General features: G+C 60.9%; 17 protein-coding genes. 1 reads left to right on the top strand and 16 read right to left on the bottom strand.

From position 1 onward, the window contains the following. Nucleotides 1-68: 68 nt before the first annotated feature. The 13 genes from CIC07_RS00375 to CIC07_RS00315 form a co-directional block, all read right to left on the bottom strand. Nucleotides 69-1,103 carry an NADH:flavin oxidoreductase/NADH oxidase gene (locus tag CIC07_RS00375; RefSeq protein ID WP_076359998.1) on the bottom strand — a complete coding sequence of 345 codons (1,035 nt, stop codon included), beginning with the start codon at nt 1,101-1,103 and terminating at the stop codon, nt 69-71. A gap of 123 nt (nt 1,104-1,226) precedes the next feature. Next, on the bottom strand, nt 1,227-1,925 hold the full coding sequence (locus tag CIC07_RS00370; RefSeq protein WP_076359996.1) for a hypothetical protein: 699 nt from the start codon (nt 1,923-1,925) through the stop codon (nt 1,227-1,229). After that, nucleotides 1,922-2,812, bottom strand: coding sequence for an ABC transporter ATP-binding protein (locus tag CIC07_RS00365; RefSeq protein ID WP_076359994.1), 891 nt, complete (start codon nt 2,810-2,812; stop codon nt 1,922-1,924). Before CIC07_RS00365 ends, CIC07_RS00370 begins: the two co-directional genes overlap by 4 nt. Nucleotides 2,813-2,816: 4 nt before the next feature. Further along, nucleotides 2,817-3,185: a GntR family transcriptional regulator gene (locus CIC07_RS00360; protein ID WP_076359992.1), complete on the bottom strand. Its 369-nt coding sequence runs from the start codon at nt 3,183-3,185 to the stop codon at nt 2,817-2,819. Nucleotides 3,186-3,362: 177 nt separating this feature from the next. Further along, nucleotides 3,363-4,121 (bottom strand): hypothetical protein, encoded by a 759-nt coding sequence (locus CIC07_RS00355; protein WP_076359990.1) that lies wholly within the window; start codon nt 4,119-4,121, stop codon nt 3,363-3,365. A gap of 114 nt (nt 4,122-4,235) precedes the next feature. After that, nucleotides 4,236-6,731 (bottom strand): stage II sporulation protein E, encoded by a 2,496-nt coding sequence (gene spoIIE / locus CIC07_RS00350; protein ID WP_076359988.1) that lies wholly within the window; start codon nt 6,729-6,731, stop codon nt 4,236-4,238. A 429-nt stretch (nt 6,732-7,160) separates the two neighbouring features. Beyond that, nucleotides 7,161-7,940: a hypothetical protein gene (locus tag CIC07_RS00345; RefSeq protein WP_094248301.1), complete on the bottom strand. Its 780-nt coding sequence runs from the start codon at nt 7,938-7,940 to the stop codon at nt 7,161-7,163. Beyond that, nucleotides 7,924-9,417, bottom strand: coding sequence for a pilus assembly protein PilM (pilM, locus tag CIC07_RS00340; RefSeq protein ID WP_094248300.1), 1,494 nt, complete (start codon nt 9,415-9,417; stop codon nt 7,924-7,926). Before pilM ends, CIC07_RS00345 begins: the two co-directional genes overlap by 17 nt. 47 nt (nt 9,418-9,464) lie before the next feature. Next, on the bottom strand, nt 9,465-10,232 hold the full coding sequence (locus CIC07_RS00335; protein ID WP_076359982.1) for a prepilin peptidase: 768 nt from the start codon (nt 10,230-10,232) through the stop codon (nt 9,465-9,467). 13 nt (nt 10,233-10,245) lie between these two features. Next, nucleotides 10,246-10,728 carry a prepilin-type N-terminal cleavage/methylation domain-containing protein gene (locus CIC07_RS00330; RefSeq protein WP_076360049.1) on the bottom strand — a complete coding sequence of 161 codons (483 nt, stop codon included), beginning with the start codon at nt 10,726-10,728 and terminating at the stop codon, nt 10,246-10,248. Nucleotides 10,729-10,842: 114 nt separating this feature from the next. After that, on the bottom strand, nt 10,843-12,051 hold the full coding sequence (locus CIC07_RS00325) for a type II secretion system F family protein (RefSeq protein ID WP_076359980.1): 1,209 nt from the start codon (nt 12,049-12,051) through the stop codon (nt 10,843-10,845). A gap of 3 nt (nt 12,052-12,054) precedes the next feature. Further along, nucleotides 12,055-13,098 carry a type IV pilus twitching motility protein PilT gene (locus CIC07_RS00320; RefSeq protein ID WP_076359978.1) on the bottom strand — a complete coding sequence of 348 codons (1,044 nt, stop codon included), beginning with the start codon at nt 13,096-13,098 and terminating at the stop codon, nt 12,055-12,057. Between the two features lie 95 nt (nt 13,099-13,193). Then, nucleotides 13,194-14,858, bottom strand: coding sequence for a GspE/PulE family protein (locus tag CIC07_RS00315; protein ID WP_076359976.1), 1,665 nt, complete (start codon nt 14,856-14,858; stop codon nt 13,194-13,196). A gap of 304 nt (nt 14,859-15,162) precedes the next feature. On the opposite strand from CIC07_RS00315, the gene CIC07_RS00310 reads away from it, so the two are divergent. Beyond that, nucleotides 15,163-20,436: an Ig-like domain-containing protein gene (locus tag CIC07_RS00310; RefSeq protein WP_076359974.1), complete on the top strand. Its 5,274-nt coding sequence runs from the start codon at nt 15,163-15,165 to the stop codon at nt 20,434-20,436. 108 nt (nt 20,437-20,544) lie between these two features. Here the strand turns inward: CIC07_RS00310 and CIC07_RS00305 are convergent, their stop codons facing one another. Genes CIC07_RS00305 through CIC07_RS00295 form a run of 3 tightly spaced genes read right to left on the bottom strand, consistent with a single transcriptional unit; the run spans nt 20,545 to nt 23,756 of the window. Continuing rightward, a complete protein-coding gene (locus CIC07_RS00305) occupies nt 20,545-22,659 on the bottom strand; it encodes a hypothetical protein (protein ID WP_139334470.1) in 2,115 nt (704 codons plus the stop codon). Beyond that, on the bottom strand, nt 22,631-23,194 hold the full coding sequence (locus CIC07_RS00300) for a PulJ/GspJ family protein (protein WP_076359970.1): 564 nt from the start codon (nt 23,192-23,194) through the stop codon (nt 22,631-22,633). The genes CIC07_RS00305 and CIC07_RS00300 overlap by 29 nt, the downstream gene beginning before the upstream one ends. After that, nucleotides 23,178-23,756, bottom strand: coding sequence for a type IV pilus modification PilV family protein (locus CIC07_RS00295; protein WP_157741986.1), 579 nt, complete (start codon nt 23,754-23,756; stop codon nt 23,178-23,180). The genes CIC07_RS00300 and CIC07_RS00295 overlap by 17 nt, the downstream gene beginning before the upstream one ends. Between the last annotated feature and the right edge of the window lie 9 nt (nt 23,757-23,765).

The following is a 23,765-nucleotide window of genomic DNA, read 5'->3' as shown; positions in this document are numbered from 1 at the left end:
GATGCAGGTAAGTCTAGAAATCAACTTATCTATCTACCAGCTTTCCCGATTCCGGAAGGATTCATAACTTAGCGCAAAGGATATCCCCGCTTGTAAGGAGCCTGCTCCGTGCGGCCGCCCTCCGTCTTGAGGATGGCATCGACCGCCCAGTAAGGATTGCGCAGCATCGCGCGGCCGACGGCAGCCAGATCCGCATCGCCTGTGCCGACGACTGCGGCGGCGACTTCGGGCTCGTCGAGCATGCCGACAGCGATGACGGGAAGGCCCGTCTCCTCCTTGATCCTGCGGGCCATCGGAGCCTGATAGGCCGGGTAATTGCCCGGCTGCAGAACGCCGTTCGGAGGGGCTTCTCCGCCGGAGGAGACATCGAAGGCATCGACGCCGGCTTCCTGATAGCGGCGGGCCAGCTCGGCGCCGTAGTCCAGATCGTACCCGCCTGTTATATATTCCATGGCCGAAATCCGCATGACGAGCGGCATGCCTTCCGGAAGCACCTCTTTGACCGCCCGGATCACCTCGCAGCCGAAGAGCATCCTGTCCTGTCCGTACTTGTCCGTCCGGCGGTTGAGAGACGGGGAATGGAACTGGTGGATCAGATAGCCGTGGGCGCCATGCAGCTCGATCGTGTCGAACCCGGCCTCCACCGCGCGGCGGGCAGCTTGGCGGAACAGCTCCACCTGGGCTTCCGCCTCCTCCGTCGTAAGCTCCCTGGGAGTCTTCCAGCCCTCCGGCTCGACGGGAATCGGAGAAGAGCTGACCGGCACAGCCGCATCGGTCGCCTTGCGCCCGGCATGCGCGATCTGCACGCCGACCTTGGCTCCGTAGCGCCGGCACTCGTCCACGATGCGCTTATAGGCCGGAATCTGCTCATCGGACCACAGGCCGAGGCAGCGGTTCGTAATCCGTCCGTCCGGCTCGACATTGGTCATTTCCATGATAATCAGCCCGGTGCCGCCAACCGCACGCGATACATAATGCACGTAATGCCATTCGTTCGGCGTGCCGTCCTCGGCTTCGACCGAGTATTGGCACATCGGCGGCATGACGATCCGATTCTTCAGTTCGAGATTGCCCAGGATGATCTTGTCCGACAGCTTGGCCATTCCACTCACTCCTTCTTTCTCTGCTTCCGGTCATATCGACTTGCCTCTATTATATGCCATCCCGCAGGCAAAATAAAAAAACCGCGTTCCCCTCGACAGGGGAACGCGGATAGGAAGCGGCTTTTAGGTCTGGACGGTGGAGCGCCGCAGCAGCATGTACGAGATTGCGGCCAGCGCCAAGGCGCAGGCGAGCAGGAGAAAGGTCGTCTGGACGATCGTGAAGTCGAGCTTCATGAGCCAGCTGCCGACGCCCCGCCACCAGTTTTTGGCCGTCACGACCGCCGTCCAGCCTCCAAAGCCGAGCATGCACAGGAGGAAGAAGGAGAACAACCCCTTTTTGCCGAAGCGGCGGAACAGGCTTCCCGTCGCCAAGCCCCCGAAAAACATGAACAGCAGCAGGCTGAAGAACGTCCATAGCGCGAGTCCCGCTCCGGAATCGCTGAGGTATGGGATCTCGAAGAAATGAAGGCCGACTCCCCATGCGCCGGTCGCCCGTTCCAGCAGAAGCATGACGGTAAGCAGCACAGCCGACAGGAGGATGAAGCCGACGGCCGCCGCGGCCGTCCCGGCAAAATAGCTGCGGCGGGTGATGCATAGGCCGAGCGCGAAGGAGAACGTCTGGTGGATGACGATCATGCCGGCGACCAGCATATAGATCAGGATGGACAACAGTCCGCCCGTCGTGAAGTTATCCGGCCGCGCGATGAGTCCGATCGCAAAATTGACGATGAAGCTGGACAGAAGCACCATCCAGGGAATGTACAGCCAGGTCCACTTGTCCCTGGCATGCATGAGCGCTACGCTTGCCGTCCGGTTCTTCATGCCGACCCCTCCTCGTTTCCAGATTCGTTCACGGTCATCTGCACGACCAGCTGCTGCAGGGTGAGCGGCGCCGCCTCGAGGCCGGCCGTCCTGGCTGCCGCCATGCCGCCGTCGCCCAGCTCTCCGAGCACGGAGGCGCGGAGAAACCCGCCCAGAAGCTCCTTGCCCAGCACGCTTCGTCCCCGAAGGAAGGCGTCCACCTTGGCAGCCGGACCGGCGACGCTGTACGCCCGCGACCGGAGCAGCTCCGCCTCCTCGTCCAGGATGAGCCGGCCTCGGTCGATCAGATAGATATGCTCCAGCAGCCCGCTCACTTCGTCGATAAGATGGGATGAAAGCACGATCGTGCGGGGAAGCTCGGCATATTCCTGAATCAGATTGCGGTAGAAAATTTCCCGCGCGACCGCATCCAGGCCGAGATAAGGCTCGTCGAACAGCGTCAGCTCGGCGCGGCTCGCAAGGCCGACGATGATGCCGACAGCCGACAGCATGCCGCGGGAGAGCTTCTTCACGCGCTTTTTCACCGGCAGACGGAATTCCTTGAGCAGCTGCTCCGCCGTCTCTTGGCTCCAGCGCGGGTACAGCGACGAAGCTACGGCCAGGACATCGTGCACATGGAAGTTTTCCGGGTATTTCTGGCTCTCTTTAATGAAGCAGATTTTGCGGAGCATCTCTTCGTTCTCGAAAGGATGGCTGCCGAACACCTTGACTTCTCCCGAGGTGGCGAACAGCTGGGCGGTCAGCACATGCATGAGAGTCGTCTTGCCCGCCCCGTTGCGGCCGAGCAGGCCATAGATCCGGTTCTCCTCCATCCTCAGCGTAATGCCGTCCAGCGCATGCTGCCCTCCATAGCTCTTCGTGAGCCCCTTCAGTTCCACGGCATTCATGTCTTCAGCTCCTCCCTTTGTCCGTTATGAGAGAAGCGAGCTGCTCCCCGCTTATCCCCAGCTTCTCCGCCTCTTGCAGCAGCGGCACGATATACTGCTCGTAGAACTGATTGCGCCTCCGCGCCAGCAGCTTCTCTCTTGCGCCCTCCGTCACGAACATGCCGATTCCCCGCTTCTTGTAGAGAATGCCTTGATCCACCAATAGATTCACTCCCTTGGCCGCCGTCGCGGGATTGATTCCGTAGAACTGGGCGAAATGAGTGGTCGACGGGGCCTGCGCTTCCTCCGCCAAGCTTCCATCGACGATGTCGTCCTCAATCCGCTCGGCAACCTGCATGAAAATCGGGCGGCCGTCATCCACCGGAAACGTCACTGTATCCACCACCCAATTGGTTAATTACTCATGTAACTAACCATATAACCTATGCATCCCCTTGTCAAGAGGTGCAGGCATAAAAAAGACCGGCAGCCCGAATGGGGGCCGCCGGTCTGCTGTATGGGAACGCCTCGCCCGAATGAGGGCATGCGATAATGATCATGGAATCGGGCATCAGTCCAGGCCTTTCGTCACCTCCTCTTTCCGGCTCCCGAAGGCGCCTATCTCCACGCGCTCGCCGCATGGACTTCTTGCCGGGCCGCGCCGCATTCGGCGGTCATGGAGCCAGGCCGTTCGCCGCCGAACGGCAGCCTTCTCCACAAGCTGTGCGACAACCTCTATCTTCGGATGAGCTCCTGCCGATCTCGTTCTCTTGACCGTACTCATGACGTCATCCCCGGAGGCTTGCTGTTCCGCAAGCGGGCCTGTCGGCGAGCCTTCCCTGGCTTGAGACGCCGATCGTCCGCCCTGCACCGCGACCAGCTGCGGCGTCCGCTCCGCCAGGCGATGCAGGCCCGGCTTGCCGCCGCCCGCGGACAGCACCTCCATCCTGCCTTCGGCATACCCGCTCTGCTCCGCCTGATGGGCGGCTGCCGACGCTGCCGCCGTCTCCATCAAAGCCGCCGCGAAGACGCGCTGCGCCATCCGCTCCTCCGCCGTCCACAGCCGCTTGCCGCGCTTGCGGTCGGTCCGCAGGCGCATCCGGTCCATCTCTCTCAGCAGCATCTCCTGCAAGCGCAGCTCCTCGAGCCTCAGCTCCTCCTCGCGGCGCTTGGCCCGCTCCGCCTCGCGGCGGCGCTCTTCCTCCAGCCTGCGGGCTTCCTCTTCCTGCCGCTGAAGCTCCTCCAGCCTTTGAAGCTGCTTCATGAGCAAATTCTCGCGCTTTTTGCGTGAACGGGCACCGCTTGGGTTTTTACGGATGGATATCGCCATTGGAATTGTTCCTCCTAAAGGATTGGGTTATGGACGCTCCGCAAGGGAGACGGCTATCTTAGGCCTCGCGCCGATCTCGGGCGCAGGGAACGGACTTGAGTGAATGCGGCTTTTTCAGCTCACTGTGCGGGGACGCTCGAACTTGTTCACTCCCGGCCAGCGGAAGGACGCCCACTCCGGCACATGCTTCTCTATCTTCGCTACGACGACCGTCATGTCGTCGACGATCTCGCCCTTGTAGTGGCGGACGACCCGCTCCAGCAGCGTATCCGCAATCTCCTGCGGGTCCGCCGTCTGCATCTCCTGGATCACCCTTTTCATCCACAGCTCCTTGTTCACCGCGTGGCCCGGCGCATCGTAGATGCCGTCCGTCATCATGATGAGCGTATCTCCCGGCTGCAGCTGCATGCTGATGAGATCGACGTCGATCTCCTGCAAAATGCCGATCGGCAGGTTGTTGGCCGCCACAGGGATGACCTCGTTGCCCCTCTTGATGAAGCTTGGCGTCGACCCGATCTTCATGAAGGTCGTATTGGCCGTGTACATATCGATCAGAGCCACGTCGACCGTGGCGAACATCTCATCCGGCGATCGGAGCATCAGCACCGAATTGACCGACTTGATCGCCAGCTGCTCGTCCATGCCGGACTGCAGCAGCTGCTGCAGGATGCTGAGCGCCGTGCTGCTCTCCAGCCGCGCCCGCTCCCCGTTGCCCATGCCGTCGCTGATGGCGACCGCGAACTTGCCGTTGCCGAGCTCGACGGTGCTGAAGCTGTCTCCCGACAGCAGGTCGCCGCCCTTGGCCGCTCCGGCGATGCCCGTCTCGATCTCGTACTCCTTGGCGGAACCGAAGACGACCAGGTTCGGTTCTCCGTGCTTGGCGGGATTCCGCTCCGCCTTTACCGCGACATGCTCGCCCAGGATATCACTAAGCAGCGGCGCGATGATCTTGCGGCTTTCGTCATGCCCCTTCGGGAACGTGTGGTACACCTCAATCTCAACATTTCCTTCCTCCAGGCTGATAATATCGAGTCCGTGTATGGACAACCCCAGCGACTCCAGCGCGTCGCGGATCTGCTCCTCCTGCAGATGAAGCGTCTGGCCCTCTCTCTGGATCTCCCGCGCGAGATCCTCCATGATCTGCGACACGCCGCTCAGCTGATCGGCAACGAGCTGACGCGATTCGAAGATCTGCTTCTTCCAATGAAGGTCATGCTTGTACCGCTCATGCTGCTGCTGCAGCGCCGCCATTACCAGATGGGTCTTGCTGCAATGGCTCGTCCAGGTGCGGGGCTTGTCCTTCCGGATTCCGTCATGGCCCTCGTCCACCGCCGTCATCATTTCCGTCATCATCTTATAGGTGTCGTAGAACTTGCCGTTCCAGCACATATCCTTGCGGTGGCAGTTCGAGCAGACCTTCTGGGACGCCGCATTCATGAAATGCTGGATCTCTTCCTCCGCGGGCTTCTGCGCCGCCGGCGTATTGAGCTGTCCGAAGCTGCTCGCCAGCTGGCGGAACACTTCCGAGAATTGCGTGACCCGCTGGGCCGTCACTTCGCGCACTCTTTTCGCATATTCATGCTGGGACTTCACATGCTCGCTCGTGCCGGGGACGTACCGGGAGATCGTCCTCACCACGATCTTGGGCGTGAGCAGGAACAGCGCCGCCGCTGCGACCGACTCCCAGGTGCTGGCCATCACATCGGTCTGGCCTCCTATATATAGAGAGAGAATGGAGGAGCCGAGCAGCATCCCGAAAGCAACGGCCATCCGCCCGCCTTCCTTCATCAGCCCGGCCAGCATGCCGGAGAACGCGAGCAGGCTCATCTGCACGATCGCATTGAGGTTGGCGAGGCTGAGGATGAGCCCGGCGACGACGCCGACCGAAGCGCCGAGGGGGGCTCCGCCCGCCAGCGCGAACAGCAGCAGCATGTAGCGGGAGAGCACATGCTCCAGGGACAAGCCCGAGACGCTCCATCCGACCGCCCCGGTCATCACCGACGCCATCAGGATCATGAGGCAGATGATCTCCTCGTTCTTGAGCGCATTGCTCTTGCGGGTGAGCGTCAGCACCGGGATCGCCTGGACGAACACGAGCGTCAGGACGAATGCCAGCGCCGATTCCACGCCGACCATCATGAGGTCGTACCAGCCGAGCGTGGAGTGGACGAACGCTCCGAACAGCTTCACGACCAGCGTGGCGGCGAAGACGAGGATGGGGGCCTGCGACAGCTCCGCCTTCTCGTACATTTCCAGCCCCTTGAGGAGCAGGAACAGCACCGCGATCTCCATTGCGATCGGAATCGCGCTCGGCGTCGCCGCCAGCAGGCTTCCCGCGACGAGCGATACGGCCGCCAGCTTGTACACGTCCCTTCTTAGGAAGAAGACGACCGCGAAGTACGCGGGAGCGAACGGCATCAAATTTTCCAGAATGACCGCCCTTCCGAGCAGGAACCCGACCAGAGCCAGCAGGATCGTCCACCTCTTCGAGGCGATCAGCTGCACCGCTCTCAGCGATGCGGCTCTTTCCTTTCCTTTGCGCAGCGCGTCCGCCGTACGGCTTGTCCGCTGCTGTCCCGGGAACAGGACGATGTTGGCCTTTTCCTTCATACCGGCACCACCATTTCCGCTTTGTGTAGGTCTGATTATAGAGGGCCGTTTTAAGAAAGTTTGTCAGAACAAGGGTCTGCGCCAAAAGTTTTTTCCGACAAAACCTCCGGCTTGGCGAATACGCCGCGCGCGTTTGTCGGCGGCAGGCAAGAATGCTTGCCGCGCTTGAAGGGCGGGCTCCGCGGCAGCGTGCGCAGCTTGCATGCCACGAGGAAAATTCCACCTTCTGGAAGATTCTTAACGGGATTTAGTTCCTTGCTTAACCCGTCGAATGGGGGTGGCGCCTGTCGGGAATGAAGGAGATCAGGGGAAAAGTTTTTGGCATAATCGGGTATGAGGCGAATGAAGGGATGCCGAAGTCGAAGCTTCGGGGCCGAAAAGACGCGAAAAAGCCGGTCCATGAGGACCGGCTTGGATGAGGCTTTGCCGTTACTGGCTTGGCGCGGAGGACTCCGCGTAAGGCAGCCGGGCGTCTTCGACCTGACTGCGGTAGGAAGGGTCGAAGTAGGCCGTGAAGGCGAAATTCACGGTCAGCTCCCGTCCGGCCTCCGAGCCGGCGGCGCCCCGGGCGATCTCGAGCGAGTCGACGGTCGTAATCCGTTCCATGAGGTTCACCTGCTCCACGTAAGCCAATATGGATTTGTAGCTGCCTTTGATCACAGCAGCGACCTGGAGCTTGCGGGGTCCGGCCGCTGCGGCTTGGGCTTGTCCGGCCTGATCTTGGGCTGCCCCGTCCGGCGAAGCCGTCTGGCCTTCCGCGGCAGCGGCCAAAGGATCGGATGAAGCCGAGGCGGAAGGCGCCGCTCCATCCGAGCCTGCGGCGCCTTGGACGTTGCCGGTTCCGGCTGCCGTGCCGCTGCGTTCGAGCAGCGGCTCCGAGGCGGACAAGTCGCCGGTGAAGCTCAGCGAAGCATGGCCGACCTTGGCTTCGGCGCCGATGCGCTCCAGATCGAGCGCCAGCTGCTCGGTATTGTCCCAGTAAGGCAGCGCTCCCTGCACGCCGTCGACAGGACGGGTATCGGCTGCAATCTGCTTTTCCGCCAGCTTCTTGCGCAGCACTTCGGTCAGCCTCTCCTGCTGCGCGATCTCCCCGTCCATATCGGCGGACTTGTCGAAGGCCGGCTTGACGAAGTAGAAGGCGTACAGCAGCAGAAGCAGGAACAGAATGACAGCCGTGAGCAGGATAAGTGTGTTACGGCGCCGTGCCATCGGCTGTCGCCTCCTTCTCTTGCTGTGGGTTGGCCGGCATAATGAGGATGGAATAGGAAACCGTGAAGGCCGAAGCCGTGCCGGCATCGCCGGAGCCAATGGCGGCTCCCGAATCGGCGGCGGCGATACTGTTCATCTCCGCATGGCCGATCCAGGAAACCCTCCGCAGATCGAACAGGTATTTGGATGCATCGCCCAGCGTCGCCATTCGGACGTCTGCGAGGAGCTGGCCTCCCTTGGCATACCGGAAGTTGACGAGCCGGGAAGCCGGAGGCAGAATTTCCTCCAGGCCGCGGGCAAACGCGGCGACATCCTGCTTGGAGGCGCGCAGCCGCTCGGCCTGCTCGTACGGATCGGAGCCGCTTGCCGCGGAGCTGCCTGCCTTGCTGATCTGCCGCTCCAGCGCAAGCCGCTCCTGGCCCAAGGCGAGGATCCGCTCTTCTTTGCGGGAAGCATCTGCATTTGCCGCCGCATAGCCGTAGACGGACAGAGCGGCGCAGGCGATCCAGGCGACCGCGATCAGCGATACGGCCAGAGGCGCGTAGCGGGTCTCGCGATCGATGCGCGGCAGCAGCGTGAGCCGCCGGACCGAGTCGCTGCGGACGAGCAGGCCGCCGGGGATCAAATAATTCTCGGCGATGTCCGATTCCATGCCGGCCGCGATGGAAGCCGCTCCGGCCTCATAGAAGTCTACATCCGGCAGCGCTTGGCGCAGAGCGTTCAACAGCGTTTTGGCGCTGTCGCCACCGCCGGACAGGATGCCCTTCGCAATTTTGGAGCTTCCTTCATGGATGCCGAACTGGTAGAAGCTGAGCATCCGCGAAATCTCGGCTGTCAGTTCCCCGACACGCAGGCCGCTCAGCCCCTCCGCGGTTCCGTCCTCTTCAATGGAGCGAATGAAGACAGGGTTGCCTTCGTGGAACATGGCGATCTCGACCGAAGCTCCCTTGAGATGGATGTACATATGGCCCGAGGGCGGCTCCAGGTTGAGCGGATTCACCGCTCCCTGGATGGCCGTCGCCGCGATGCCCGTGCCGACAACCTTGATCCGGGCTTCCCGGAGCATGGAGACGAGCGGATCGATCCAGCTGCGCGGAGCCGCGTAGACGAGAACCTGCGTCGTCTCCTCTCCGCGGACGACCGGCACGTAATCGTAGACGGGATTGTCGAAGGGAAGATGCATCGCCGTCTCCACCTCGAGGTGGATGAGCTCGCGAAGCTCCCTGTCGTTCACCGCCGGAATCATCAGCCGCCGGACGATGACCTGGGAAGTCGGCACGGCGAGGATGGCCGAGGCTCCCTGCAGCCGCTCTTCCTTGGCCCACTGGCGGATGGAGATGCGCAGGCTTTCGTCATTGATGATTCCGTCCTGCTCGATGAGCCCGGGCGGGAACGGGTAGAAGCCGGTCTTCTCGATCTCCCACCCATTTTTCTTCCGTAGAGTCGCATACCGGATTCCGGAGGCGTCCACCGTCATCCCGATCCGCTTCTGCCCATTGCGAGCATAGCTATCATCACTTCCCGCTATGTGAATAAAGTCAGGTAACCGTCAATCAGCGCATCTCCGTATCCGTAAGCGATGAGCGCGCCCAGCGCCAGGTAAGGCCCGAACGGAATCGGCTGCCTCGCAGCGCCGCCGCTTCGTTTCTTGGCGCGGAGCTGGATGCTGCCGCCGATCGTGCCTGCCAGGCTGCCGAGCATGAGCGCCAGCAGCGTTCCCGGCCAGCCGAGCGCGAGGCCCAGCACCGCGAGCAGCTTGACGTCGCCGAGCCCCATCCCTCCCCGGCTGAGCAGGGCGGCGGCGAGCAGAATGCCTCCGCCTGCCAATGCGCCCAGCAGGTAATAGAGGATGGCGTGCTCGCCGGGGCAGAGCATGCGCAGCGCCAGAAGCATAGGCGCGAAAGCAAGCAGCACCGCGTTGGGAATCCGCATATAGCGGATGTCCGACACGGTGACGATGACGGCGAGGCTGGCCAGCAGCGCGCCGATCGCCCCCTGCGCCGTCAGGCCGAACCGGAGGTAGGCCCAGACGAACAGCAGGCCGGCCGCCAGCTCACCGGCCGGATAGAGCGCCGACACGGGCGTGGCGCAGTATCGGCAGCGTCCCCGGCTGAGCGCATAGCTCAGCACGGGAACGAGGTCCCGCGCGGCGAGCCGCTGCCCGCAGCACGGGCAGCTCGACGGCGGCGCGACGAGCGACTGGCCGAGCGGCACGCGCAGGCCGACGACGTTGAAGAACGAGCCGCAGGCGAGGCCTAGGAGGAAGAGGTAGAGGGTGATTAAAAAAATCATGAGTTATTTAATGCTATTTGGAAGCATTCTCTGCGTCGTTAACAGCCGTGCCTTCTCCTTTAATAACCTCTGAACCTTTAAAGAATTTATCTTTGGTAGCGGTTTTTAAATGCACATAGAGGATCTGACCACTACTATCAAATTTCACACTTCCGTCTGTGATAGGTTCTTTCGTGCTAGGCAAGGTTAGGCTTTGACTAAGGTAGCCTTTTTCCTTAAGACCGGTTTTGTTCGTGGCTTCCGAAATCTCAACTTCAATTCCGGCATTGTTTTTTGTGAATTCGCCATTAAGTTCCGTAGTTCCATATAGCCTTGCTGCATCGTAAACTTGGCGAGCCGTTTGAAAATCAGACTTCTCACGGCTGTTATTTAAAATATTGCCGATCAAAGGAATCGCAATCGCCGCGATAATCCCCAAAATAACGATAACAGCCAAAAGCTCGATCAGCGTGAAGCCCTTCTCATCCTTCTTCAGACGTTTCCATGCTGCCGTCATGTCGATCACTCCCATATTCAATGATTTATTGTCATTCTCAAGGGCATCAGGGTTCACTGCATGCCCCGCTTGCTTCGAACCCATCGATCCATCTATGCCGTTCAAACTGGATGCCTATCCCATCTGTCCATACAAGCTGAACATTGGCAGCATGATCGCCGCGACGATGAGGCCCACAACCCCCGCCAGAAACACGATCAGCAGAGGCTCGATCAGCGACTTCAGCCGGTCGACGGTGTTGTCGACGTCCATCTCGTAGAAATCCGCGACCTTGGCGAGCATCTGATCGAGCGCGCCGGTCTCTTCCCCGATCGCGATCATCTGCGTCACCAGTGGCGGGAACACCCATGCCTTCTTGAGCGGCTCCGACAACGGATTGCCCCGCCGCAGCGAGTCCGCCGACTTGCGCAGATAACCGGCGATGACCCGGTTGCCGACGGCCTCCTCCACGATGTGGAGAGACTGCAGCATCGGCACGGAGCTCGCATAGAGCGAGGACAGCGTGCGCGACACCTGGGCGATGGCGCCCTTCTGCTGCAGCTTGCCGAAGACCGGCATCTTCAGCTTGAGGTAATCAAGCCCGTATCCGCCCCGGTCCGTACGCGAAACGCCATAGATGCCGCCCACGACCGCAATCGCGGCGAGAATCCAGACGTACCATTGGTTCTCGACGCTTTTGCTCATCGCCATGACGATCTTGGTGATCGCCGGCAGCTCCGCGTTCATCGACTCGAACATCGCGACGAACTGCGGCACGATCGCCTTGAGCAGGTACACGACCGCAGCAATCGCCAGGATGCCGACGATGACGGGGTACGTGAGCGCAGACTTGATCTTCTCCCGCGTCACATGCCCCTTCTCGAAGAATGTCGCCAGCCTCTCGAGCGTCCCTTCCAGATCGCCGGATTCCTCGCCGGCCCGGATCATGCTGGTGAACATGACCGGGAATATCCGCTTGTGGTCTTGCGCGGCTTGGGAGAACGAGGTGCCCCTCAGCAGAGCGGAATGCACATCCTGCAAAGCCTTGCGCAGCGCCTTGCTCTCCGTCTGCTGCGCGAGAATCTCGGTCGCGTCCACGATCGTGACGCCGGCGCGGATCAAGGTGGCGAACTGACGGCAGTAGACGATGAAGTGAGCCGTCTTGACCGGATTGCCGATATAGATGTCCATGTTGAACACGGTATTCCGGTGCTCATCCAGCGAAAGGACGATCAAACCGCGCCGGCGCAGCTCCTCCATCGCGGACGGCTTGTCCATCGCCGTGAGCATGCCCTTCAGCTGCTTGCCGCTGCCGCTCTTGACGTGGTATTGAAATTGCGCCAAGCGTCACTCGCCCCTTTCGCTCAAATAAGCTCTGGCTTCCGCCGGATCGGCCAGCCCCTGCTGGAGCAGCATTCTTACGCTGCCCTCCAGCGTGCACATGCCTTGCGCCCTGCCGGTCTGCATGACGCTGCGGATCTGGTGCACCTTTTCCGTCCGGATCAGGTTGGCCACCGCCGGAGTGTTCACCATGATCTCCGCCGCGCACACGCGGCCCGTGCCGTCCGCCCGCCGCAGCAGCCGCTGCGACTGCACGGCGACGAGCAGCGAGGCGAGCTGGGAGCGGATCTGCCCTTGCCTGGATGCCGGAAACGAATCGATGATCCGGTCCACCGTCTGCGGCGCATCGGACGTATGCAGCGTCGACAGGACGAGATGCCCCGTCTCCGCCGCCGTCAGAGCGGCGGCCATCGTCTCCGGATCGCGCATTTCGCCGACCAGGATGACATCCGGCGCCTCCCTCATCGCCGCGCGCAGCCCGCTCTCGAAGCTGGCCGTGTCGACTCCGACCTCCCGCTGGTCGATCAGCGACTTTCCGTGGGAGTGGACGTATTCGACCGGATCCTCCAGCGTCACGATGTGGCGGCTGGATGTCCGGTTGATATGCCCGATCAGCGAAGCCAGCGTGGAAGACTTGCCGCTTCCCGTCGGACCCGTGATGAGCAGCAGTCCTTGGCGGCGCTCCGCCCATTCCCGCGCGACAGCCGGCACTCCGAGCTCTTCGAGCGAGGGCACCGAGGCGGGTATGACCCGCGCGGCAAGACTGATGCCTCCCCGCTGGCGAAAGGCATGAAGGCGGAACCTCGCTCCATCGGCCTCATAAGCGAGATCGGCCTCCCCTAACTCGCGCAGGCTGGTCTCCATCCCGCTGCCGAGCAGCGGCAGGATCATCGCCTCCGTATCGGCGTCGGCGAGCGGCGTTCCCCAGCTCTCCAATCGTCCGGCCGTCCTCAGCATAGGAGGCGCGCCCGGCGACAAATGAAGATCGGAGCTTCCTCTGCGGCGGGCTTCGCCGAGCAGCTCCAGCATCCTGTCCAGCGGCTGCTTCATCGCGATCTCTCCTGTCTCATGCTCTATCTCGGTTCCGGATCATTCTCGTGCCAGCTACATGAAATTTCGTTAGAGAAGAAAGGTCCGCCGCGCTTCTATTGCATGACCGCTTCGCGCATGACCTCCTGAAGCGTGGTCAGTCCTTGCCTCACCTTCTCCATGCCGTCCTGCAGGAGGCCTGTCAGCCCGGCCCGCTCCGCGGCGGCTCGCAGCTCCAGCACCGACGCCTCGCTGCCGATCATCCGGCGCAGCTCGTCGGATACGGCCAGCACCTCGTGGATGGCGATCCGTCCCCGGTAGCCGGTCTTGCTGCAGCTGCCGCAGCCCGCGCCGCGGTACAGCGTATCCGTCTCCACGCCGTAGCTGCGGAGCAGGATGGCTTCCTGCTCCGTCGGCGCATGCGCCTGCTTGCAGTCGGGACATACCCGTCGCACGAGCCGCTGCGCGACGACGCCGACGAGCGAGCTGGCGATCAGATACGGCGCGATGCCCATGTCCCGGAACCGGGTCACCGTGCTGACCGCGTCGTTCGTATGCAGCGTCGACAGCACGAGATGGCCCGTGAGCGAGGCGCGGATGGCGATCTCCGCCGTCTCCGAATCCCGTATTTCCCCGACCATGACGATATTGGGATCCTGCCGGAGAATCGAGCGCAGGCCGGCCGCGAACGTCAGGCCGATCGCCGGATTGACGTGGACCTGGTTGATGCCGTCAAGCTGGTACTCGACCGGATCCTCGACGGTGATGATGTTTTCGCTGTCCTTGTTGAGATGCTGCAGCGCGGAGTACAGGGTCGTCGTTTTGCCGCTGCCGGTAGGCCCGGTCAGAAGCACGATGCCGTAAGGCGACTCCACCATGCCTTTGAACAGGCTGTAGTTCGGAGCGCTGAAGCCGAGCTGGTCGATGCCCTTGACGCCGACGCTGAGATCCAGAATCCGGAGCACGAGCTTTTCGCCGTGTATCGTCGGAAGCGACGAGACCCGGATATCGACGGTGCGGTAATCCACCTGCATCTTGATGCGCCCGTCCTGAGGCAGCCGGCGTTCCGCGATGTTGAGCCGGGCCATGATCTTGAGACGTGCCGTGATGAAGCCTTGCATCTGCTTCGGAATGATCCGCTCCGAACGCAGCATGCCGTCGATCCGGTAGCGGATGACGACCTGGCTCTCGCCGGGATCGACGTGGATGTCGGATACCTGGAGCTGGACCGCCTGCTGGATCATGCCGTTGACGAGCCGCACGACCGGAGAATCCTCGTCGGTAATCTCCATTTCCCCGATGTCTTCCTGCAGCGGCAGATCCCCCAGGATCTGGCTCATAGAGTCCTGCAGGCCGTAGAATCGTGCGATCGCCCGGTTCAGCTCCTCCTTGCTGGAGATCGCCGGCTCGATCCGGAAGCCCGTGCTCATCCGCAGCTCCTCGATCGCGAAGTAGTCGAGCGGGTCCGCCATGGCGACCATCAGCTTGCCGCCTTCCTTATGCAGCGGAATGACCTGGTAGCGGCGGGCAAGGCTCTCCGGAATGATCTGGGCGATCGAAGGGTCGATCTGATATTTGAACAAGCTGACATGCGGGATGCCGAGCTGGAACTCCAGCACTTCGATGAGCTGCTGCTCCGTGATGTATCCCTGCGCGATCAGAAGGTCGCCCAGCTTCTGCTTGGATTTCCCCTGCTCGCGCAGCGCTTCCTGAAGCTCCGCCTCCGTAATGACCCCGCTCTCCACAAGCAGGTCGCCCAGCCTCTTTTTCCCCATGCTCATGCCTGCTCCGCCCTCCGTCCGTTGCTCTATGTAGTAGTGATTCGGCAATTGGAATCGAATTTTTTAGGTCTTAGGTCTGAAATTTAACTCTATTTTCAGGACGGAATGTGAAATAACATTTAATAAGTATTGATATATCGTTATGAACTCTAATGATTATGGCTGAATTCAGCCCGATCCCACCCCTTTGAAACTATTTTTTACCGAAATATATCCTTATTTAGGCATTTGAATTATAATCTTAGATACCTAAATTAGTCTATATTTCCTATAAAACTTTCGACATTCGGAAGGAGAGTCTATCATGCCACGCCGCCGGCGCGCCTTCGTCTTTTATTCGCTCATCCTGCTCCTTCTGATCCAAGCTCTTCCGCTTGGCCGCTCTTCTGCCCCGGCATTCGCGGCCAGCGCAGCCGATCCATCGCGCATCCTGGAAATCACCGATTCCGGCACGACCGACCTCAGCCTGGGCTCCAGCTACAAGGTCGACACCTTCTCCATGAAGAAGTTCGTCGCGATGCGGACCGACATCGACGGCCTGTACGATGCGGTCTATATCGGCAAGGGACTTTACAACCCCGAAAGCCTCGGCCTGCTGACCAGCAACGACGACCGGGACAAGGCGCATAAAACGAAGGATATCCTGAACGACATTACACGCCTGAAAGCCCAGACTCTTATCGACGGCTACGTCAACAAAGGCCTGCTCGTCCTGCTCTACAGCGACAGCGCCACGAAAAACGGGCTGCTCTACCAAGGCAAGGCCGGGGCTCCGAATCCCGGCGTCCTTTATGAAAAATTCAGCCCCTACAACACCCCGTCCGGCAAAAGGGACAACGTGCTGTATCTGGACGCGAACGGCCTCAAGAATCTCGGCGCCACTTTGGCCCAGCCCAAATACGCCGGCCTGCTGGACAAACGTCCGCAGCTCAGGCTGACGTCGTCGCCGGTCAACTATACGCTGAATCCCGACAAGATCTACCGGGCCGGCGACGTGCTGACGTTTCAATACGACAAGCCTGCGCGCTCCAGCCTCCGGGCCAACCTGTACCTGAACCAGGATTCTTCCCTTCCTTATGTGACGGATCAGATCGTTGCCTCCTCGGACGCGGCGGGCTCGTCGGGCCAGCTCAGCTTCCGCATGCCGAGCGGCTTCTCCGGCCTCTACTATTGGAAGCTTGAGCTGATCGATACCGACAGCGGCCTGAAGGATTACGAGTCCGGCGTCATCCGCTATCGCGACAGGCAGACGCAGATCAGCGTCCTTCAGGTCATGCCCAACGGCAATGCGTACAGCGCGCTCACCCAGAATTCCGTCCTCACCCAAAGCTTCCTGTCCTCCGAGGACTACAGCATTTCCATTCGGACGACCGACATGACCAGCTTCAACAAAGCCGGCTCCGAAACGAGCTATGACAAGATCAGCGGCCGCTATGACATGCTGATCTTCGGCTTCAAGGATTCCTACAACGGCAGCGCAGGCATTTCCCAGTTGGCTGCGGACGCCGTCAACGCCTTCATCAAGACGGGCCAGAGCGTCATGTTCACCCACGACACCGTCTACATAAGCAGCGGCACGACCGACAACGTCTGGACGAGCAATTTCAAGAAGAGCACCGGCCAGACCGGCACGTACACCAATATCGGCCTCAATGCGAGGCTCGCATCCACGACGGTGCAGAACGTGAACGACGGCCTGCTCACCCGTTTTCCTTTCAATCTGCTCACCGACGCGGGCGGCAAGGCAAGGACGCCCAAGGTCGCCAGCACGCATGACCAGTATTTCATGCTGGATCTGGAAGATCCCGACGTCGTGCCGTGGTACAACATTACCGGCGGCAGCGGCTCGAACATCCGGGATCCCGAGGACAGCTACAACCACTACTACACCTACTCCAAGGGCAACGTGACCTATTCCGGCACGGGCCACAACTTCACGACCGGCGCGAGCACGTTCCCGGAGTGGGAGCAGCAGCTGTTCGTCAACACGATGTACCGGGCCTACATGGGGTCCAACCACAAGCCCGATCTGAACGTGCAGCTTCCGGTCGCCTACAGTGCGGCCGCCGACAACATCATACCGGCTTATCAGAACATTCCGGTGAGCTTCACGCCGGAGGATCTGGATCTTAATGACCGCAAGCTGCAGGCCAAGGTCGAATTCACCTACACCAAGGACGGCAAAAAGGTTACGGAGACCAAATTCCAGACGACCCAGGCTCTCTCCGGAGCGCTGGTCTCGGACTCCTATCCCAATCCTCTCCCGCAGGGCGGAGATATCGAGGTCAAAATTTCGGTGCAGGACAAGCAGGGGGCCAAATCGGAGGTCGTCATCCCGGTCAAAATCCGGGTCGTATCGGCGAATCTCCAGGTTTCCAGAAGCATCGACGGCCTGCTGAAGGATTCGATGGCCGTCCGGGGCAAGGATTTCCAGCTGAGCTACCGCATCCTGCCGCAGACGGTGCAAAACCGGGCGGGCGAAGAGAGCCGGATGGTCATCGCCTCCCCGACCTTCACGGAGAAGCTGCCGGCCAACATCGAGGTGAGCGGCCTCCCGGCCGGCTTCACCAGATCGGGAACCCTTGCCGAGGGCTATACGATAAGCGGCAATCTGGCCGATATCCAGTACCGCCCGGATGCGTCCGGCACCCTGTACTCGGCTAGTCCCGTGACCTTCTCCCTGACCGCCAAAGCGTTGCAGACGGGAAGTTATTCCCTCAGCTCCGCATCGCTCGGCTTCCGCAACATCGGGCAGCTGACAGCTTCGCAGGCTGCCTTCAATGCCGTCTCGCTGGAAGCGGTCGTGCCGCTGACAAGGCTGGAGATCACGGGAGCGGAGCTGGGCAAAGGAGACAGCTACAAGCTGCTCCCTTCCTACGATCCCGCCGATGCGACGCTGTCCCGGCTTGCGTGGACATCGAGCAATCCAAATGCGGTCAGCGTCAACGACAACGGCACCGTGACCGGGCTCAAGGAGAACTCCAGCTCCGTCATTACCGTAACGGACGGCATCACGGGCATCAGCTCCTCGGCGACGGTCCGGGTCATCCAGACCGGCCTTTCGATCGCAACCGCCGACGGACAGCTGCGCTATGTGCTCGGCAGCCGGATCGGCCTGCAGGCATCCCTGCTCAAATCAACCGGTGAAATCGTAAGCACCGCCGGAGTGGAATGGTCGGTGACTCCTCAGAGGGAAGCCGACAGGGGCGTAGAGGAAAAGAGAAGCACGGACACCAATTCCTGGACCGGCGCTCTGTACCCTGCGCAGCCGGGAGACTACATCATCACCGCCTCCGCCAAAACCAACCTGCATACGTATTCCAGCCCGTCCATCACGGTTACCGTCGTGGAACCGGATCTTAGGCTGAACGGCCCTTCCGCGATTGTGGCGGGGGACAATCTGGCCGAATGGTCCCGCGCTTGGGGCTCTGTCGGGCCGGTCGACACTGCAGCGAGGCCGATCGACTACCTCTGGTCCTGGATTCCGACGGCAGGCGCTGCCGGGTCCTCGTTGTCCGGCAGCTCGACCCAAAGCAAGCGGCTGGCCTCATCACAGGCGGGAAAAGGCATTTTACGGCTGGAAACGCGTCAAAAGCTGGGAAATAACGAATCGGTTGCGCTGAACGTCCGGACTCTGGACATCACCATTGCCGGACTGCCGGAGCTTCTGGCCGGGAAGAGCAGCCTGCTGCCGGGAGAAGCGACCCCGCTGACGTTGAAATGGCCTGCAGCCGCCAGCATGCCAGCCTATTCCGCAGCCTGGTCGACCGGTCAAGGCGGCTCCATCTCGAACGGAACCGCCTCCGGAGCAACCTTTACGGCGCTCAAGCCTGCCGCTGGGCCGGTCCGTGCTTCGGCGGCATTGCGCATGGATACGGGGTATGCGCTGGCACTGCACAAGGACATCGCCATCATCGATCCCGGGCTCAAGCTGTCGGGGCTGTATGACCGTATCGCTGTCAATCAATCGCTGACCGCCGCCGCCGGATCATCCGATCCGTCCGTTAGTCTTGATTTTGCCAAGCTGGCCTGGTCGCTGGAATCCTCCCCATCAGGCTTGGCAAAGACGGAGCCGGCTGCTCAGCCCGCCCTGGTCCAGCTGACCGCGCTGAAGCCCGGAATCGGCACGCTCAAGGCATCGCTCCCTATGAGCGAAGCCTACACTGCGGAAGCCTCCCGTTCCTTCGCCATTGTGGACTTCCACATCAAGGATGCTTATCGTATGAGCAAAGGGGACCGGCTCGCCAGCTTGAATTCGCTGATTCAGGAAGCGAATCCCGACAGCTTGAAAGCCGAGATCCTAGCCGATCTCGCATGGACGAGCAGCAACAGCTCCATTGCGAAAGTCGCAGCCAGCCCCCAAGGCGGCTACAGCCTCACGGGTTTGAATGAGGGCATCGCGACGCTGACGGCATCCTACCGGGCCAACGGAGCGGCAGGCGGGCTGATCACCCGCAGCTTGACGGTAACGGTCCAAGCGCCGCAGCTCAGCCTCGATGCTCCTGCGGATCGTCTTGCGCCGGGACAATCGCTGACCCTCCAAGCCGGCTGGCTGGACCCGGAGAACGGCCGCTCGATGGAGGGCTTGAGCTGGTCCTTGGCCAGCGGCTCCGATTCGACGGCCAGCCTGAATCCTTCCGCCGGCCATCCGGGACAAGCCTCGCTGACGGCAAAAGCGCCCGGAACCGTACAGGTCAAAGCATCCGTGCCTCTGTCGGATGAGGATGCAGCGCCGGCGAGCGCAACCAAGACGTTTACCGTCGTCAACTTCGGGCTGGAGGAGATTTCTCCGCTGATCAAGGGCGAGAAGCTGTCCCTGACAGACAAAAGCCTGACCATCATGCCGAATGCCCTGGCCTCGGCGGTAATCTCCGACATCAACTGGAACAGCAGCAATGCCAATGTTGTTCAGGTCAGCGACAGCGGCATCGTGACGGCGACAGGGAAGGGCACCGCTACTGTCCGAGCTCAATATCTGGTCAATTCGGAAACGGGCGGCATGATTACGCGTGAATTGGCGGTAACCGTATTGGAGCCTCAGCTCCAAATCACCGGCCTCGGCGATCTGCTGCTAGTCGGCCAATCCTCGACAGCGACGGCAAGCTGGCTGAGCGGAGAATCCCTACCGCTAAGCAAGCTGCAATGGCTGGTCTCATCGGGTGAGACGAAGGTCCGGATCACTCCGGACAGCAGTCATGCGGCTGCAGCCATAACGGGCCTGTCCCCCGGTTCCGTGACGCTGAAGGCACAGATTGCCTTGAATTCAAGCTACGCTCCGTACAGAACCAAAACGATGGCCATCGTCGATTATCGATTGCCGCAAACGCTCGCCATGACCCAGAACGACACCAAGGGACTCGACAAGGTTCTGACCGTGCTGCCGGATAAGTCCTACTTCGACCGGGTCAGCTCCCAGCTCGTCTGGACGAGCAGCAATGTCAATGTCGCTGCCGTCGAGAACGGCTTGGTCAAAGCCAAAAATCGCGGAACGGCCACATTGACCGCAACTTACGGGAACACCGGCATCAAGCGCAGCGTCCAGGTGACCGTAACCGCCCCGGCCGGCGACCGGTATTGATGCCGCTACATCATCCCGATTGAACAAAAAGCCTGCAGAGCTACCGATCTCCACATACGAACAAACCCGGAAGGCAGCAGCCTTCCGGGTTCTTTTCTGTCCGTTCTCTCAACGGTTCAGAAGCTTCAGCGGTCCCGTCGTCAGCCGGACCTTGTTCACGCGCGGCAGAGCGACATTTTGATGGGCGAACACCTCGTCGTTGTATTCGATGATGAACCGGGCATGCTTTTCATTCAAGCCCGATTGCTCCGCAAAGGTCAGACGGTCCTCCGCTGCATCCTCTGTCGTGGACCCGAGAGTCGCATTGAGCGTCAGATTGCCTTTGGAGAAGAAGCCGCCGTTCATCCAGAAAGCGCTGCCGACGCCGTACAGGCTCGCCGAGCTGTCCGTGTACAGGAACGCGTCCAGCACCTGGCGCTCGCGCTCCGCCACCGAATCGTATCCCTGCTCGTCCAGCCGCTGGAACGAATCGACCCGGTACAGGTCGATAGGTCCGAGACCGATGAGCACAAGCTCCCTTTTGCCTGAATCTCCAGCGAGCTTCAGTCCCCGGATGGCCGCGTCGCGTATATCGGTGCGTCCCAGCGCCAAGATGGTGGCATCCACATCCACCTGGCCCGAAATCTCGACATTGCCTGTCACGAGCAGATTGCCCCGCAGCCGCAGCTTGCCGGCGGCATCCTCCTTATTCCCATGAAGAATCAGATCGCCGTTGACGATCAGCCAGTTGCTGCGCCCTTTGTTGGCGAAGTCGATCGATTTCAAGTAGGGGCCGAGTTCCAGGGGGCCGTCGATAATCGCCGATGCGGGACGCTCCACGGTTCCCAATCCTATCGTCGCCAGCTTGCCCCCGAGCGCTTCGATCACACGGCTGTACTCATCCATTTCCTCGTTGTACGTCTCGAGCAGCTGTTGATACTCTGCGAGAGCGGCCTCATACACAGCCCAAGCCGGATCTGCCGGAGCTTCGGCAGCCGGGACACCGGTCCCTGTTCCGCCTTCCGCCGCATCTCCCGCATCGGGAGCGGGATTCGGCTGCTGAGGCGGCGGTTGAAGAAGAATATCGGGCATGACGGGTTCCAGCGGAAGCGGCGGCATGCTCTTCAAGTCCTCATAGGAGCCGGCATAATCTTTTCTCAGCATCGACACCAAACCCGGCGCCTGCCCGGCGGCATAGACATTTTGAATGACCGTCCGATCCTGTCTGTACGCCGGCTCTCCCCTCGCGCTCCGGTCTCCGAGCGAATCGCCCACCTTGTCCAAGAAGGAGCTCAGCACGTCGATGGACACGAATTTCTGAGCCGGCATCGGATCAATGACATCCGCGAGCCCATGCGTAACCGCCTTCTCCGCGGACGTGATGGTCCCGTTCAAGCTTTTGTCGTAGAAAGGAATGTATCCGCTGGGAACTCCGCTTCCATATGTGGGGCCATAGCCATAATAAAGATTTTGCGGATTGCCCGTCATCAGCCTGCCGGAACCGGCGACCGGATTCCCATTCGCGCCGAGCCTCGGCTTCAGGTACATGAACTGCGACTTCTGCGTCCGTTCCACCGAATGATAAATGAACTCCGCGGCATCGTTCATCCTCAGGCCTTGGCCCGCATACAGGTTGCCCATAAAATAAGGCGCGCCGTGGACCGTCAGCAGGCCTTCCGAACCGAACGCGTACTTCAGGAAGTCCGGATACGTATCCAGGACGATGACCTGCTGCAGCCGGCGCGCGGCTCCATCGACCTGAGCTTCCGCCGTCACAGTCAGGGAATACTGATAATCCGCCGCGGCGCCGCTCGAGCCTGGAGGAAGGCAGCGCCCCGTCCCCTCTTCTTCTTTTGTGCAGCGGACGCTGACAACCTGGTAAAACGGCGGGGCTGCCGCATCCAGCCTGCTGCCGCCCTTCATGTCTCCGAGCTGCTCGTTGAAGCTCTTCGTAAAGCTCGTCAGCTGGTTGCCGAGATCATCGGGATCGATGGTCCGGTTGTTGAACCTCTCGTAGATGGCGGCGATGGCCTCGTCCAGCCCCTTCTGGGCCAGATGAAGGCTCTGCACGTTCTCCTCGCTGCGCTCCGTCCGCATCGCTCCGCCCAAGGCGGCACCCAGCACGGCCACTCCCAGCATGGAAAGCAGGAGAATAAGAAAGACGACGAGCAGCAGCGACGAACCCCTATCGCCGCTTAGGAGAAGGGCACGCCTTCTAGAATCCGAACCGGCTCTCCAAATCAAGCGTGTACTCCCTCCCCCCGTATGATTGCAGCAATCTCAATCGGATCGTCAGCAGGCCGCTGGCGCATTCCTTGCCTCCGTCCTCGCAGCCCAGAAGGATGGAGGAGGAGCCTTCCCCCTCCGTTACGAGCGAAGACGTCAGCTCCAAAGCCTCCCCGGAATCCGTCTCTTCGAGAACGGCCGGATGATTCCCGATAAACAGCGCTCCAACGCCATCGGCATCCTTGCCGATACGGATGACTTCCGCTTGCGTTTCCGCAAAAGCGGGAATCAGCCTGACGCCGCTGCCGGCATCGAGCTGCGCCAGCTTGTCCGGGCCGTATGTGTACAGCTTGGTCATAATGGCCGTCATCGCCAGGTCTCCTTCATCGCGCAAGGAATTCTGGATCTTCACCCGCTCATAGGAGCTCATTCCGAACGTAATCGTCGCGTAGATCACGCCCAGGACAACCGACAGCAGGCTGAGCGCGGCGATCAGCTCGATCAGCGTAAACCCTCCATCCTCCTTGCGGAGACGGTCAACGAATCGTTTCATCGATCAAATACCCCTCCACTTCCACGCTGTCGCCGGGGCTTCCCGAATCCGGAGCGACCGTCACGACGACAGGCAGCAGATACCGGTCGATCCGGCTTTGCGTCCCGTCGCCCTTGCGGACTTCATCCAGGTCGTCCGGGGTCAGCCGGAGTCCGGGAGCAAGGCTCTCCTGATAACGCACCGACACGGTATACAGAACTCCGTTGATGGAAGGCTGCAGCACCTGCTGGAGGACGGCCGGATTTTTCGCCAGTCCTTGGCATGCTTCCCTTTCGGATGGACTTGAACAGGCTTCGCCGCTTAGAATCCGGTGCGAGGCGCCCTCCTCCGCTTGCGATAGATAAGCCTTGAGCGGCTGGAAAGGCTGCTTCTGGAGATAGGAGAGCGCGTTGCGCCCGAGCTGAACGGCGATCGTCTTGCTCTGGTTGTGCTTGGCATAGGACATCGCTTGAATGAAAAACCCGCTCAGCGTCAGCGACACAACCGACAGGATCACGATCGAGGCCATGATTTCGACCAGAGTGAAGCCTTCTTCTCCTCCGCTGCCGCCTGGTTTGGACATGATCGATAA

Source organism: Paenibacillus sp. RUD330 (assembly GCF_002243345.2).
Lineage (GTDB): Bacteria > Bacillota > Bacilli > Paenibacillales > Paenibacillaceae > Paenibacillus_O.
Note: the sequence above shows the minus strand (reverse complement) of the source record. Positions and strands in the feature narration are given on the sequence as shown.